This is a genomic window from Labrys sp. WJW (genome assembly GCF_001676615.1).
GTDB lineage: Bacteria > Pseudomonadota > Alphaproteobacteria > Rhizobiales > Labraceae > Labrys > Labrys sedimenti.
Window position 1 is genome coordinate 1 of the sequence record NZ_LYXZ01000048.1, and the last position, 14,207, is coordinate 14,207.

Here is a 14,207-nt window from a genome sequence, read left to right on the forward strand (position 1 = left end):
TTTTTCCCGCCGCCCCGCCGACAACCGCCTGCTCTTCGGCGGCGGCATCGTCTATGGCGGGGGCGATCCGGCCAGCATCGAGGCCAAGATCCGGCCAAGCCTCGCCAGGACCTTCCCGCAGCTCGCCAATATCCGCTTCGACTATGCCTGGAGCGGCAATTTCGCCCTGACCCTGACGCGCATCCCGCATATGGGTCGCCTGTCGCCGAGCATCTATTTCTCGCATGGCGACAGCGGGCACGGCGTGACCACCACCCACCTGCTCGGCAAGATCCTGGGCGAGGCCGTCGCCGGCCAGGCCGGGCGCTTCGATGTCTGGAGCAGCCTGCCTTATTATCCTTTCCCGGGCGGCAAGACCTTCCGGGTGCCACTCACCTTGCTCGGGGCCTGGTGGTACGGTCTGCGCGACAAGTTCGGCCTTTGAGGCCGGTTCAAAAAGATGTTCGATCGGGACGGACTTGCCTCTTGTCATGCCCGCGCTTGTCCCGGTGCATCCGGAGATCGCTTTTCCCGGCAGGCGCCTCATGGATTGCCGGGTTGGAGCCCGGCAATGACAAAGGCCGGGATATCTTGAATTGAGGTCACATTCGTCGGGACCTCGACACGCTACCATCGCACCTGCGACATGATGGCTGTTCCAGTGGATCGGCGTGCTGAGGCAGTGTAAGTCCGACATATTCACGAGGGGCGAGGGACCGCCTCCGCAATCAGGGAGTGAGAGATGCTCGACAAGCGCAAGTTCTTCATCGACGGCAAGTGGGTGGATCCCGTCGTTCCCAATGATCTGCAGGTGCTGGATCCGGCCACCGAGCAGCCGGTCGCGGTGATCTCGATGGGCACGCCCGCCGATGTCGACAAGGCTGTTGCCGCCGCCAAGAAGGCCTTTGCCACCTATTCGCGCACCAGCGTCGAAGAGCGCCTGGCGCTGCTGGAAAAGCTGCTCGAAGTCTACAAGCGCCGCTACGAGGAGATGGCCCAGACCATCACGCTCGAACTCGGCGCGCCGATCTCGATGAGCCGGGCCCAGCAGGCCGATGTCGGCGTCGGCCATCTGCAGGGGTTCATCGACGCGCTGCGTCATCTCAAGGCCCGCGACACCCTGCCCAATGGCGACGTGGTGCTGCGCGAGCCGATCGGCGTCTGCGGCCTGATCACGCCCTGGAACTGGCCGATCAACCAGATCGCGCTCAAGGTGGTGCCGGCTCTGGCCACAGGCAGCACCTGCGTGCTCAAGCCAAGCGAATTCACCCCGCTCAACGCGCTGCTCTACGCCGAGATGGTGGAAGAGGCCGGCTTCCCCGCCGGTGTGTTCAACCTGGTGAACGGTGACGGTCCCTCCGTCGGCGCTGCCCTCTCCAAGCACAAGGACATCGACATGATGTCCTTCACCGGTTCGACCCGCGCCGGCATCGCCGTCAGCAAGGACGCGGCCGAGACAGTCAAGCGCGTCACGCTCGAGCTAGGCGGCAAGTCGCCCAACATCATCTTCGAGGATGCGGACCTGGAGGATCGTGTCGCCGGCAGCGTTCTGGAATGCTTCAACAATTCCGGCCAATCCTGCGATGCGCCGACCCGCATGCTGGTGCAGCGCTCAGTCTACGACAAGGTCGTCGACATCGCCGAGCGCACCGGCAAGACGCAGGCCGTCGGCGATCCCAAGCAGGAAGGCGAGCATATCGGCCCGCTGGTCAGCGATATCCAGTTCGGTCGCGTGCAGGCCTTGATCGAGGCCGGCGTCGCCGAGGGCGCCCGCGTGCTCATCGGCGGCCCGGGCAAGCCGGAAGGTTTCGAGAAGGGCTATTTCGTCAAGCCGACGATCTTCGCCAATGTCGACCCGAACATGCGCATTGCCCGCGAGGAGATCTTCGGGCCGGTGCTGTCGATCATTCCCTTCGACACCGAGGAGCAGGCGATCGAGCTCGCCAACGACACCAATTACGGCCTGGCCGCCTATCTGCAGACAGGCGACGACAAAAGGGCCGAGCGGGTGGCGGGACGCCTGCGTGCCGGCATGGTCCACATCAATGGCGGCCCGCATCGCTATGGCAGCCCCTTCGGCGGCTACAAGCAGTCCGGCAACGGTCGCGAAGGCGGCATCTTCGGCCTGGAGGACTTCCTCGAGGTGAAGACGGTGCATCGCCCCTGATGGGATTGTCGGACGCGGGCGTCGGCCCGTAACGCAACAAAACGCCGCCGGAATTGCCCTCCGGCGGCGTTCTTCGTTCGATGTGTCGATTACTTCATCGTCGGCATCACGAAGTCGGCCCCGGCGCGAATGCCGGTGGGCCAGCGGCTCGTGATGGTCTTGAGCTTGGTGTAGAAGCGCACGCCCTCGGCGCCGTGCATATGGTGGTCGCCGAACAGCGAGGACTTCCAGCCGCCGAAGGAGTGGAACGCCATCGGCACCGGGATCGGCACGTTGATACCGACCATGCCGACCTGGATCTGGTGGGCGAATTCGCGGGCGGCGTCACCGTCGCGGGTGAAGATCGCGGTGCCGTTGCCGAACTCATGCTCGTTGATCATACGGGCAGCAGTGGCATAGTCGGGTGCGCGGGCCACGGCGAGCACCGGGCCGAAGATCTCTTCCTTGTAGATCGTCATGTCGGTGGTCACGCCATCGAACAGCGTGCCGCCGAGATAATAGCCGTTCTCATAGCCCTGCATGGTGAAGCCGCGGCCGTCCACCACCAGCCTGGCGCCTTCGGCGACGCCGGTGTCGACATAGCCGCGCACCTTGTCGAGATGCTGCTTGGTGACGAGCGGGCCCATCTCGGCTTCCGGATCGGTGCCGGGCCCGATCTTGAGGGCGCGCACACGGGGTTCGAGCTTGGCAAGCAGGGCCTCGGCGGTGGCTTCGCCGATCGGCACGGCCACCGAGATCGCCATGCAGCGTTCACCGGCCGAGCCATAGGCCGCGCCCATCAGGGCATCGACGGCCTGGTCCATGTCGGCGTCGGGCATCACGATCATGTGGTTCTTGGCGCCGCCCAGAGCCTGGCAGCGCTTGCCGTTCTGCGAGGCGGTTTCGTAGATGTAGCGGGCGATCGGCGTGGAGCCGACGAAGCTGACGGCCGAGATATCGGGATCGGTGAGGATGGCGTCGACGGCTTCCTTGTCGCCCTGGACTACGTTGAAGACGCCGTCCGGCAGGCCGGCTTCCTTGAGCCACTGCGCGAGCAGCAGCGAAGCGGAGGGATCGCGTTCCGAGGGCTTGAGGATGAAGCAATTGCCGCAGGCCAGCGCCACCGGGAACATCCACATCGGCACCATGGCGGGGAAGTTGAACGGTGTGATGCCGGCGACGACGCCGAGCGGCTGGCGCAGGGAATGGCTGTCGACGCGGGTGCCGACATTCTCCGTCACCTCGCCCTTGAGAAGCTGGGGCGCGGAGGTGGCGAACTCCACCACTTCCATGCCGCGCTGGATCTCGCCCTTGGCATCCGACAGCACCTTGCCGTGCTCGGCCGTGATCACGGCGGCGAGTTCGTCGGTACGCTCTTCCAGGATGTGCAGGAACTTGTTGAGGATGCGGGCACGGCGCAGCGGCGTGGTGGCAGCCCAGCCGGGAGCGGCGGCCTTGGCGGCGGCGGAGGCTTCTCGCACTTCGGCAACGGAGGCGAGGGCGACTTCGGCCGCGGCCTCGCCAGTGGCGGGATTGTAGACCGCCGCCTTGCGGCCGCTGCGGCCGGCGACCAGCTTGCCGCCGATGAAATGGGAGATCTCGCGCGTCATCCTCTTCCTCCTGTCCTTCGCCTGCCGGTGGGCGGCGTTCGGCGCGATCTATGCAATTGATCCGTTCGCACAGCAATGAGAGGAATTGCACTTCCGATGTGCAAAAATTAAAGTCATCAATAGATGATCTTCCCGGGGTGCACGGGCATCTCAGTGACATGCTGGCATGTCGCGATGCCCGTTCCCCCCCTTTTCGGCATCCGCTGCGTTTCCAAGGACGGGCAGGATGCCCGTGCACCCGGAATCGGACCCCGCATGAACTGGGATCACATCCGCATCTTCCTGGCAGTGGCGCGCAGCGGGCAGTTGCTCGGCGCGGCGCGCCAGCTCGGGCTCAACCATGCCACCGTGGGTCGCCAGCTCACGGCGCTGGAGGAGACCTTCGGTGCGAGGCTGGTCGAGCGCCAGACCCAGGGCTGCACGCTGACAGCGGCCGGGGACGCCCTGCTCGTGGCGGCGGAAAAGGCCGAATCCGAATTCCTGCGAGTCGGTGCGCTCGTCTCCGGCACCACGGCGGAGATCAGCGGCACCGTGCGTGTCGGCGCACCGGATGGCCTGGGCAACTATTTCCTCTCGCATGAACTGGGCGCCCTGGCGGCCCGCCACCCGGAACTGGTGGTTCAGCTGGTGCCGCTGCCGCGAACCTTCTCGCTCTCACGCCGGGAGGCCGACATCGTGGTGACGCTGGACCGTCCCGTGCAGGGGCGGCTGATGGTCAAGAAGCTAACTGACTATACGCTCAGCGTCTATGCCTCCAGGCGCTATCTCGCAGAGAGCGCCCCCATCATCCGCGAGGACGATCTCGCCGGGCACCTCTTCGTCACCCATGTCGACGATCTCGTCTACAGCCGGGCGCTCGACTATGCCGAGACGCTGGGCAGGCTGATGCGCCGGCGCTTCGAATGCGGCAGCGTGGTTGCGCAGATGGAAGCTGTCAGGGCCGGCCACGGCATCGGCATCCTGCACGACTATGCCGCCCGGCAATACCCCGAGCTCACCCGCCTGCTGCCGGATACGCGTTTTACCCGCAGCTATTGGCTCGTCTCCCATCCGGACACGCACAACACCCGCCGCGTCGCCGCCGTCGCCGACTACATCACTCTGCGCGTCCGGGCCGAGCGGGCCCATTTCGCCCTGGATTGAGGGGAGCCCTTTATGCCTGCGCCGAAGCCGCCACGACTTGCGGCGTATCGTTGATCGGAAAATGCAGCGCCGCCGCAACGAAGCTTGCAAGGGCTGTCGCCCACCAGATCACCTCGTAGGAGCCGGTGAGGTCGAAGGTCAGGCCGCCGAGCCAGGCGCCCAGGAACGAGCCGACCTGGTGGCTGAGAAAGCAGATGCCGAACAGGGTGCCGAGATGGCGCACGCCGAAGACCTTGGCGACCAGACCGCTGGTCAGGGGAACCGTGCCGAGCCAGGTCAGGCCCATCACGGCGGCGAAAAGGGTGACCGAGGCGTCCGATTTCGGCGCCAGGAAGAAGGCGGCGATGGCGATGCCCCGGATCAGATAGAGCCAGCCGAGCACCAGGTGCTGCCGGTAGCGGCCGCCGAGCCAGCCGCAAGCCCAGCTGCCCGCCATGTTGAACAGGCCGATCAAGGCAAGCGCCTTGGCGCCGGTTCCCGAGGGCATGTGGCAGAGCGAGAGATAGCCGGGCAGGTGGGTGGCGATGAAGGCGAGCTGGAAGCCGCAGGTGAAGAAGCCGAGCGTCAGAAGACAATAGCCGCGATGGCTGAGTGCCTGTTCGAGCGCGGCCCTCAGCGGCAGGGCAGCTTCTTCTCTCTCGGCTGCACCCTGTCGCGGCCGCCCGTCCAGGAACAGGCCGAAGGGGGAGGCGGCCAGCATGACCAGCGCCAGCACGACGAGGGCCGTGGACAGGCCCGAATATGCCGAGACGACCTGGGCCAGGGGAACTATTGCAACCTGCCCGAACGAGCCGCCGGCGCTGGCGATGCCCATCGCCATGCTGCGTTTTTCGGGCGGGGCCCCGCGGCCGACCGCAGTCAGCACGACACCGAAGGCCGTGCAGCCGATGCCGATGCCGACGAGGATACCGAGACCGAGGACCAGCATGATTCCCGAGGGCGCCATGGCCGCAATACCGAGACCCAGGGCGAACGTGGCGGCACCGAATGCCACCACCGGTGCGGAGCCATAGCGGTCGGCCGCGGCCCCCGCAAAGGGTTGCGCGGCCCCCCAGACCAGATTGTGGATGGCGATGGCAAAGGCGATCAGGGTGACGGGAAGGCCCCGGTCGAGTGAGAAAGGCTCGACGAAAAGGCCGAAGGTCTGCCGGATGCCCATGGCTGCGCTGAGGACGATAGCGGCGGACAGGATAAGCAGCGTCTGGCGGCTGAAGGCGGGCCTGGCTTTGATCGGATCGGACAGGGCCATTTCTATTCCCTATAGCGTTTTGCTCCGGGGAGAGGGCGATCGCGTTCCCGCCGGCGCCGCTTCATCCCTTTTTTGAGAGCTCGATAGACGGCAGGGACGATTCACCCGAATGGCCGGCCTGTACACTCACTGTACGGTATACTTGGCGCATCGGGTGATATGTCCTTCGACCTTGATTGACGAAGGGGTGCTGCTTGCGCCAAGGGATAAGGGGCAACGACGCGGAAACGGGGCGGGCTGGAGAAAAGCAGGAAGAGTGCCGGACAATTCGCATTCCCGGACTGTAGTCACCGCCCGCCGCGTTGAAACCACTGTGCCGCGGCCGCTGCGGCGTTTCCTGGCGCTCGCGGATTTCGAGCCGGCGGCCCGCCGGCATCTGCCGCGCCAGATCTATGGCTATTATGCCGGTGCCGCCGAGACGAATGCCGCGCATGCCGGCAACAGCCGGGCGTTGGCTGCCCTCGGGCTGGTGCCGCGCATTCTCGTCGATACCAGGGCCCGGTCGACGCGCCATGCCCTGTTCGGCCACGCCTATGCCCTGCCGGTCGGCATTGCGCCCATGGGGCTGTCGGGCCTCGCCACCTTCCAAGGCGACCTTGCGCTCGCCAAGGCCGCAACTGCCGAGGGCGCCCTGATGGTGGCCAGCGCCACCTCGCTGATTCCCCTGGAGAGGCTGGCCGAGGAGGGCGGGGCCCGCTGGTTCCAGACCTATCTGCCGGGCGAACCCGAACGCATCAGCCGCATGGTGGCGCGCGTGGCGGCCGCGGGCTTTGAAACGCTGGTGCTCACAGCCGACGTGCCGGTTGCCGCCAATCGCGAGAACAATGCCCGTACCGGCTTTTCGACGCCCTTGAAGCCGAGCCTGAGATTGTTCTGGGACGGTATCACCCATCCATCCTGGTCGCTGGGTACCTTTGCCCGCACTTTGGCCGGCGGCATGCCGCGCTTCGAGAACATGGATGCCTTTCGCGGGCCGACCCTGTTATCCCGCAACGCGGTACGCGACATCGGCGCTCGTGACGGCCTCGACTGGGGCCATCTCGACCTCATCCGGCAATTATGGCGCGGCAAGCTGGTGGTGAAGGGCATCCTTGCCCCCGAAGACGTTGCGATTGCGCGCGAAAGAGGCGTCGACGGTGTCTGGATCTCCAACCATGGCGGGCGCCAGCTCGATATGGCGGTCGCTCCCATGACGGTCCTGCGCGAGGCCGTTTCGGCAGCCGGCGGGATGGCTGTGCTGATCGATGGCGGCTTCCGCCGGGGCACGGATGTCCTCAAGGCGCTGGCGCTCGGGGCCGATTTCGTCTTCATCGGGCGCCCTTTCCTGTTCGCCGCTGCCGTCGGCGGGGAGGGCGGCGTCCGCCACGCCTTCGGCCTCCTGCAGGCGGAAATCGCGCGCAACATGGCCATGCTGGGCGTGAGCAGCCTCGATGAACTGCAGCCCGAGCATGTGCGGGCGGTGGGCTGATCGAGGCGTATCACCCCCTCATCCCCCTGCCGGGACCTTCTCCCGCAGGGGGAGAAGGGGTTCGATCCTGAAAGGTCGCGTGCTTTGACCGGGTTCATCGGCCGCCTTCCCCGGCCATCTAATTTCCTTCTCCCCCTGCGGGAGGAGGTCCCGGCAGGGGGATGAGGGGTGAAACACCGAAGCCAAAACAAATCGTCAGCTTTCCGAAAACTCTCTTGACCTTCCCATGATGTCAAGCCTTACGCCCTGTTCCCGAAGGCTGGGAGACCAGCGCGAATCGATTGAGAAGCATGGGACGGGCTGATGAACGACCATCACCATCATCACGGCCACCACCACGATCATGCCGGGGCACATTCCGGCGTGAAGGACCCGGTCTGCGGCATGGATGTGGACCCGGCGACCGCCAAGCATTCCATTCAGCATGAAGGGCACCCCTATTATTTCTGCTCGGCCGGCTGCAAGTCGAAATTCGAGGCGGAGCCGGGACGGTATCTTGGCGAGCGCAAACCCACACCTGTAGCCCCCGCGGGCACGATCTATACCTGCCCGATGCATCCCGAGATCCGGCAGGAAGGGCCGGGGTCCTGCCCGATCTGCGGCATGGCGCTCGAGCCGCTGCAGGTCACGGCCGAAGCCGGCCCCAATCCCGAGCTCGCCGAGATGACGCGCCGTTTCTGGGTCAGCCTGGTGCTGACCCTGCCGGTCTTCATTCTGGAGATGGGGGCTCATCTCGTCCCGGCGCTGCATCATCTGGTGCCGCCGGCCCGATCGGCCTGGATCCAGCTCGTCCTGGCCAGCATCGTGGTGCTGTGGGGTGGATGGCCTTTCTTCGTCCGCGGCTGGCAGTCCGTGCTGCGCCGCAGCCTCAACATGTTCACCCTGATCGCCATGGGCACCGGCATCGCCTGGGTCTACAGCCTGGTGGCGGTGCTCGCACCCGGCCTGTTCCCCGACGCCTTCCGTGGTGATGACGGCAGCGTCGCCGTCTATTTCGAGGCGGCCGCGGTGATCACCGTGCTGGTGTTGCTCGGCCAGGTGCTCGAACTCAGGGCCCGCGAACATACGTCAGGAGCGATCCGGGCTCTGCTCAACCTCGCGCCGAAGACGGCGACGCTGATCCGGCCGGATGGCTCGGAGGAGGAGATCACGCTCGACAAGGTGGCGGTCGGCGACAGCCTGCGCATCCGTCCCGGCGAGAAGGTGCCGGTGGACGGCACTGTGCTGGAGGGGCGCTCCTCACTCGACGAGGCGCTGGTGACCGGCGAATCCATGCCGGTGGCCAAGGCCGTCGGCGACAGCGTCATCGGCGGTACGCTCAACCAGACCGGCGCTTTGGTGATCCGGGCCGACAAGGTCGAGGGCGACACCATGCTGGCCCAGATCGTCCAGATGGTGTCGCAGGCGCAGCGCTCGCGTGCGCCGATCCAGCGCCTGGCCGACCAGGTGGCCGGCTGGTTCGTGCCCCTGGTCATCCTGATCGCGGCGGCGGCCTTTGCCGCCTGGGCGATCTTCGGGCCGGAGCCTCGCTTGGCCTATGGCCTGGTCGCTGCAGTTACCGTCCTGATCATCGCCTGCCCTTGTGCTCTCGGCCTGGCGACGCCGATGTCGATCATGGTCGGCGTCGGCAAGGGCGCGGGCCTCGGCGTGCTGGTCCGCAATGCCGAAGCGCTGGAGCGGCTGGAGAAGGTCGACACCCTGGTGGTCGACAAGACCGGCACGCTCACCGAAGGGCACCCGACCCTCACCGCCATCTGGCCCGCCGAAGGCTTTGGCGAGGACGACTTGCTGCGGCTGGCGGCCAGCGTGGAGCGGGCTTCCGAACATCCGCTGGCCCGGGCCGTGGTCGCGGCGGCGGAGGCGAAGGGCCTCGCCTTGTTTGCGGTTGTGGATTTCGACTCCCCCACGGGCAAGGGTGCGCGGGGGACCGTCGAGGGTCAGCTGGTTCTCCTCGGCAATGCGGCCTTCATGGCGCAGGAAGGTGTCGCGGTCGCCCTGGCTGCGGAAGCCGACCGGCTGCGTCAGGACGGGGCGACGGTGATCTTCGCCGCCATCGACGGTCGCCTGGCCGGCCTGCTCGCCATTGCCGATCCGGTCAAGGAAACCACGCCGGCCGCCCTGGCGGCTTTGCGTGAAGAGGGCATCCATGTCGTGATGGTCACAGGGGACAACCGCGCTACCGCCGAGGCCATCGCCCGCCGGCTCGGCATTGATGCCGTCGAGGCCGAGGTCCTGCCCGAACGCAAGAGCGCGCTGGTCGAGGCCTTCAAGCGCGAGGGCAAGGTGGTGGCCATGGCCGGCGACGGGGTCAACGATGCGCCGGCCCTGGCGGCGGCCGATGTCGGCATCGCCATGGGCGCGGGCACGGATGTGGCGATCGAGAGCGCCGGGGTCACCCTGGTCAAGGGTGATCTCCTAGGCATCGTGCGGGCAAGGCGGCTGTCGCAGGCCACCATGGCCAATATCCGTCAGAACCTCTTCCTCGCCTTCGTCTACAACGCGGCCGGCGTGCCTGTCGCGGCCGGCGTGCTCTACCCCCTCTTCGGCATCCTGCTGTCGCCTATCTTCGCGGCAGCCGCCATGGCGCTCTCCTCCGTCAGCGTGATCGCCAATGCGCTGCGGCTGCGCACGCGCCAGCTTTGAACAAGGATCATAGCTATGAACAGACGTGAATTTCTGCTCTCCGGCGTTGCCGCCCTGGTAATTTCGGGACCGGCCGCGGCGCAGATGCAGGATCATTCCAAGCATGGCATGGACATGCCGGGCATGTCGCCTGGGGACGGCAAGATGGCGGCTCCCGGGCCTTTGCCCACGCTGCCGGAGGGAGCGCCGCTGCGCGACCTGCCTCGCCTCGCCAACCGGGCCAGCGGGCCCGAACGTTTCGAGGCCGAACTCACGGCCAGGCCCGCCACCGTCCGCTTTGCCGAGGGGATCGAGACGCCCATCCTCGCCTATGACGGCGAGACGCCCGGCCCCCTGATCGAAGTGACCGAGGGCGACAAGGTCGCCATTCGCTTTGCCAATCGCCTGCCGGGCGAGGAGACCACCATCCATTGGCATGGCATGCCGGTGCCGGCGGACCAGGACGGCAATCCCATGGATCCGGTGTTATCCGGCGCCGATCGGCTCTACACCTTCGAACTTCCTGAGGGCAGCGCCGGCAGCTACTGGTATCATCCCCACCCCCATGGCCGTACGGCCGAGCAGGTCTATCGCGGTCTCGCCGGGGCTTTCATCGTCAAGCCCCGGCAGGATCCGATCCCGGCCGCCTATGGCGACACGCCGCTGTTCTTCACCGATCTGCGGCTGGCGTCGGATGGCTCGATCCCGGCCAATAGCATGGCGGACCTGATGAACGGGCGGGTCGGCGACCATGTCCTGGTCAACGGCCAGAAGAAGCCCGTCCTGACGCTGCCCGCCGGCAGCCGGCGGCGCTTCCGCCTGTTCAATGCCAGCAATGCGCGCTTCCTGCATCTCAATTTCGGCGAAGCGCCGGTCACCCTGATCGGCAGCGATGGCGGCCTTCTGGAAGCACCGGTGACCGGGCTCCGGACAATCGCTCTCGCTCCCGCCGAACGGGCGGAAATCATCGTCGCCTTCGACGTGCCGGGACGGCTGATGCTCAGGACGGAGGACGTCGATCACGGCTGGATGGGGCCGGGACGGCCCGACACTGCCGCTGATGTGATGACCATCGACGTGACGGCGGACAAGGCCGAACCGCCACCGCCCCTGCCGGCGAAGCTGCGCAGCATTGCCGATCTCGGCCAGCCCGTCGTGAGGCGCCGCCTCGAATTCACCGAGACCATGTCGATGGGGGAAGGCGGCATGAAGATGGGCTTTCTCATCAACGGCGTCGCCTTCGACATGAACCGGGTCGACCTCGTCGCCAAGGCGGGGCAGACCGAATTGTGGGAGATCGCCAATCTCGCCGACATGGATCACCCCTTCCATCTGCACGGCACGCAGTTCCAGCCCGTGGAGACAGAACGGGATGGCCGGGCGAGCAAGGCGCCTTATCGCGCCTGGAAGGACACCATCAATGTCGCGCGCGGCCAAACCGTGCGTCTGCTGGTGCGGCAGGACCATCCAGGGCTGCGTATGTATCACTGCCATATCCTCGAACATGAGCAACTGGGAATGATGGGAGTCGTGGAGGTGCGGGCCTGATCCGATCGCCCGCCTTCGCCGGTAAAAGCCTAAGTCTTCTGCATGAGTTCGAGGGGCTTGTAGACGAAAGGGTTTCAGCTAGGATAAATGACTGGCCGCAAGCAAGGAACTCGAGGAACTTACTTTGCGGCCGGTGCCGGAAGAAGCGAACACATCAAGAATAGAGCGGTATCATCATCTGCGGACATTCGTCGAAGCGAATTGTCCCGGCAGGAGGAAGCCGCCGACTTGGCGGTGTCGGGTCCGGTTTCCCGCTGATCCGCCAACACCCTCGTCTGGAAAGCTTCATCATGCCGATCCACCGCCGTTCCCTCCTGGCTGGCCTGTTGCTTGCCGGAATACGGCCGGAGAGAGTGCTGGCCCGGGCAGCCGTGGAGGCGGGCTCGATCCTGGGAGCCAGCGGCGAAAGCACCGCGCAGGCCCGTGGCCGTACCCGTCTCCTTGCGGTCGGCGACCCCGTCTATCTCAATGATCTCCTGGCGACCGGCGAGAGCGCGCGGTTGTCGGCGCAGCTTGGTGACGCCACCCGTCTGCTGCTGGGCGCCCGCACGAGGGTGCGTATCGACAAGTTCCTGGTCGATCGCGGCGGCAAGCTGGTGCTCGAGCGCGGTTCTATTCTGTTTGACCGCCCGCATGACCGCCCCTCGGGCGAGCTCGGCGTTACGACGCCGTTTGGCCTGATCGCCGCGCGCGGCACTCGGTTTTTCGCCGGGCCGAGCTGGGGCAAGTTCGGCGTCTATGTCGAGGATGGCGTTGTCGACGTCGCCACCAAAGGGGGAACTGTGCGTCTCACCCCTGGCTTCGGCACGGAGCTTGCCAGCATGCAGGCGCCACCAGCCAAGCCGGCGCCCTGGAGCCGCCTGCGCATCGGCGAGGCTTGGGGCACCGTGGTCGGGCCGCGCCACACGTTTGGCGGCAGTGACGTCTCGCCCTCGGGTGAGGGGGACATGCCGTCGCCGGGCGGTGGTGGCAAGCCGTCGGATCACACATCAGGCGGCAGTCACCCCGCCCCGAAGTAGTCCGGTTGCGTCACGGGATATTCTTGCCTTGTTCAATGCACCGATCGCGTCTCGATGGCCCGGATGACGGCAGCCATGTCGGCGCCACCCAGGCCGAGACCTTGTGTCTCGCCATAGAGGGCATGGCAGAGGTCGAGCAGGGGCGAGGCGAGCCCCGCACGGCGGGCGGCTTCGGCAACCAGTCGATTGTTCTTCAGGACGTCGGTGATCGAGGCCTGCACCGCGAAATCACCCTCGACCAGTTTTTGCAGCTTGATGCGGGAGACCTGGCTTGCCATCGGGCCGGCATCGAGGATGGCCTGGAATTGCCGCATGTCGAGACCATGCCGTTCGGCGAAATGGACGGCCTCGGCCAGGCCCGTCACCATGGTGATCAGGAACAGGTTGACGGCCAGCTTCATCGTCAAGGCGCCGGGGACCGCGCCACAGTCGAAAGCCTGATGGCACATCGCGCCGATCAGGGGGCGGATCTCCGCGAGAGCGCCGGCATCGCCCGCCAGCATGCCCACGAGCTGCCCGGCCTCGGCCGGCTTGCGGGAGCCGGAAACCGCGGCTTCGACATAGTGGCCGCCGGCGCTGCGGATTTTCTGGTCGAGCCGGCGCGAATCCTCGGGCGAGATCGTGCCCATCTGCACGATGATATGATCGGCGGCCCGGCTGTTGAAATCCGCCGTGCCGCGACCGAGCACCGCATCGATTGCAGCCGTATCCGCCAGCATCAGGATCACGATGCGCGCCCTGGCGAAGACCTCGTCGAGGCTGCCCGCCACCTCGGCGCCGGCAGCCTGCAGGCTGGCGCATTTATCCGGGGAGCGGTTCCAGACCAGCAGGGGCGTTCCCGCCCGTGCGAGATTGAGCGCCATGGGTTCCCCCATGACGCCGAGACCGATGAAGCCGACAGGCATGATGACGCTTTTCTCGTCCTGAAATGTTCAAGGAAGGGATCCTATCCCTCGGCCTGACGGCGATCTTGAACGATTGTGCGGGCCGGAGCTGGTGCAAGCTCAGCCCCGCGCTGCTTGCGACTGGCATGGGCCTGAGGCAGCCGGAAGACCGGGTGGCCTACCCGCTGCTGTTCACCAGGCGCGCCGCGGAGTGGCAGGTCCGGGCGCGAACCGTCGGCATCGGTCTCGACACGGCCCGGATCGTCCAGCTCACCGACTACAATGTCGCGCTCCAGGAATGTCACGCTCCAGGCCGCTTTGAGCGGGCAGGGCGTTGCCATGGGGCGCAGCAGGCTGATCGAGGAGCATCTCGCGAGCGGTCGGCTGGTCCGGCCGTTCGATCCGCTGGTCCGTTCCTTGGAGACGGCCTACTGGCTGGTGATGCCCGCAGGCCGGCAGCTGGGCAGGCCCCAGCGTGCCTTGGCAGCCTGGCTGGAGCACGAATTCTGTCTGGACAGAGCCGAGCCTTGAGCCGCCGA

General features: G+C 66.3%; 11 protein-coding genes. 8 read left to right on the forward strand and 3 right to left on the reverse strand.

Annotation, left to right across the window (positions count from 1 at the left end):
• Together BA190_RS25780 and BA190_RS25785 are read left to right on the forward strand one after the other, a co-directional pair.
• Positions 1-424: FAD-binding oxidoreductase (locus tag BA190_RS25780; protein ID WP_156771703.1), on the forward strand; the 424-nt coding region annotated here is incomplete at its 5' end.
• Between the two features lie 297 nt (positions 425-721).
• Complete coding sequence (locus BA190_RS25785) at positions 722-2,146, forward strand: aldehyde dehydrogenase family protein (protein ID WP_068294573.1); 1,425 nt, start codon at positions 722-724, stop codon at positions 2,144-2,146.
• Positions 2,147-2,235: 89 nt separating this feature from the next.
• On the opposite strand, the gene BA190_RS25790 is transcribed toward BA190_RS25785, so the two are convergent.
• Positions 2,236-3,735 (reverse strand): CoA-acylating methylmalonate-semialdehyde dehydrogenase, encoded by a 1,500-nt coding sequence (locus tag BA190_RS25790; protein ID WP_068294577.1) that lies wholly within the window; start codon positions 3,733-3,735, stop codon positions 2,236-2,238.
• A gap of 255 nt (positions 3,736-3,990) precedes the next feature.
• On the opposite strand from BA190_RS25790, the gene BA190_RS25795 reads away from it, so the two are divergent.
• Complete coding sequence (locus tag BA190_RS25795; protein ID WP_068294580.1) at positions 3,991-4,878, forward strand: LysR family transcriptional regulator; 888 nt, start codon at positions 3,991-3,993, stop codon at positions 4,876-4,878.
• 10 nt (positions 4,879-4,888) lie between these two features.
• Here BA190_RS25795 and BA190_RS25800 read toward each other — a convergent pair whose 3' ends face one another.
• Entirely contained in the window at positions 4,889-6,127 is a 1,239-nt protein-coding gene (locus BA190_RS25800; protein ID WP_068294583.1) for an MFS transporter, read from the reverse strand.
• Positions 6,128-6,440: 313 nt separating this feature from the next.
• Here BA190_RS25800 and BA190_RS25805 point away from each other — a divergent pair, with 313 nt between their 5' ends.
• The 4 genes from BA190_RS25805 (at position 6,441) to BA190_RS25820 (ending at position 12,784) form a co-directional block, all read left to right on the forward strand.
• Positions 6,441-7,595 carry an alpha-hydroxy acid oxidase gene (locus tag BA190_RS25805; protein ID WP_068294585.1) on the forward strand — a complete coding sequence of 385 codons (1,155 nt, stop codon included), beginning with the start codon at positions 6,441-6,443 and terminating at the stop codon, positions 7,593-7,595.
• Between the two features lie 303 nt (positions 7,596-7,898).
• On the forward strand, positions 7,899-10,238 hold the full coding sequence (locus tag BA190_RS25810) for a heavy metal translocating P-type ATPase (RefSeq protein ID WP_068294588.1): 2,340 nt from the start codon (positions 7,899-7,901) through the stop codon (positions 10,236-10,238).
• Positions 10,239-10,253: 15 nt separating this feature from the next.
• Positions 10,254-11,765: a multicopper oxidase family protein gene (locus BA190_RS25815; RefSeq protein WP_068294591.1), complete on the forward strand. Its 1,512-nt coding sequence runs from the start codon at positions 10,254-10,256 to the stop codon at positions 11,763-11,765.
• 290 nt (positions 11,766-12,055) lie between these two features.
• Positions 12,056-12,784 carry a FecR domain-containing protein gene (locus BA190_RS25820; protein WP_068294594.1) on the forward strand — a complete coding sequence of 243 codons (729 nt, stop codon included), beginning with the start codon at positions 12,056-12,058 and terminating at the stop codon, positions 12,782-12,784.
• A gap of 32 nt (positions 12,785-12,816) precedes the next feature.
• On the opposite strand, the gene BA190_RS25825 is transcribed toward BA190_RS25820, so the two are convergent.
• A complete protein-coding gene (locus BA190_RS25825) occupies positions 12,817-13,689 on the reverse strand; it encodes an NAD(P)-dependent oxidoreductase (RefSeq protein ID WP_068294596.1) in 873 nt (290 codons plus the stop codon).
• A 261-nt stretch (positions 13,690-13,950) separates the two neighbouring features.
• Here BA190_RS25825 and BA190_RS36515 point away from each other — a divergent pair, with 261 nt between their 5' ends.
• Positions 13,951-14,199 (forward strand): LysR substrate-binding domain-containing protein, encoded by a 249-nt coding sequence (locus tag BA190_RS36515; protein ID WP_068294599.1) that lies wholly within the window; start codon positions 13,951-13,953, stop codon positions 14,197-14,199.
• Positions 14,200-14,207 lie beyond the last annotated feature (8 nt).

Bases quoted from the DNA above. Each gene is read 5' to 3' on its own strand.
- BA190_RS25785 (WP_068294573.1), top strand. From the start codon at position 722: ATGCTCGACAAGCGCAAGTTCTTCATCGACGGCAAGTGGGTGGATCCC.
- BA190_RS25790 (WP_068294577.1), bottom strand. From the start codon at position 3,735: ATGACGCGCGAGATCTCCCATTTCATCGGCGGCAAGCTGGTCGCCGGC.
- BA190_RS25795 (WP_068294580.1), top strand. From the start codon at position 3,991: ATGAACTGGGATCACATCCGCATCTTCCTGGCAGTGGCGCGCAGCGGG.
- BA190_RS25800 (WP_068294583.1), bottom strand. From the start codon at position 6,127: ATGGCCCTGTCCGATCCGATCAAAGCCAGGCCCGCCTTCAGCCGCCAG.
- BA190_RS25810 (WP_068294588.1), top strand. From the start codon at position 7,899: ATGAACGACCATCACCATCATCACGGCCACCACCACGATCATGCCGGG.
- BA190_RS25815 (WP_068294591.1), top strand. From the start codon at position 10,254: ATGAACAGACGTGAATTTCTGCTCTCCGGCGTTGCCGCCCTGGTAATT.
- BA190_RS25820 (WP_068294594.1), top strand. From the start codon at position 12,056: ATGCCGATCCACCGCCGTTCCCTCCTGGCTGGCCTGTTGCTTGCCGGA.
- BA190_RS25825 (WP_068294596.1), bottom strand. From the start codon at position 13,689: ATGCCTGTCGGCTTCATCGGTCTCGGCGTCATGGGGGAACCCATGGCG.
- BA190_RS36515 (WP_068294599.1), top strand. From the start codon at position 13,951: ATGTCGCGCTCCAGGAATGTCACGCTCCAGGCCGCTTTGAGCGGGCAG.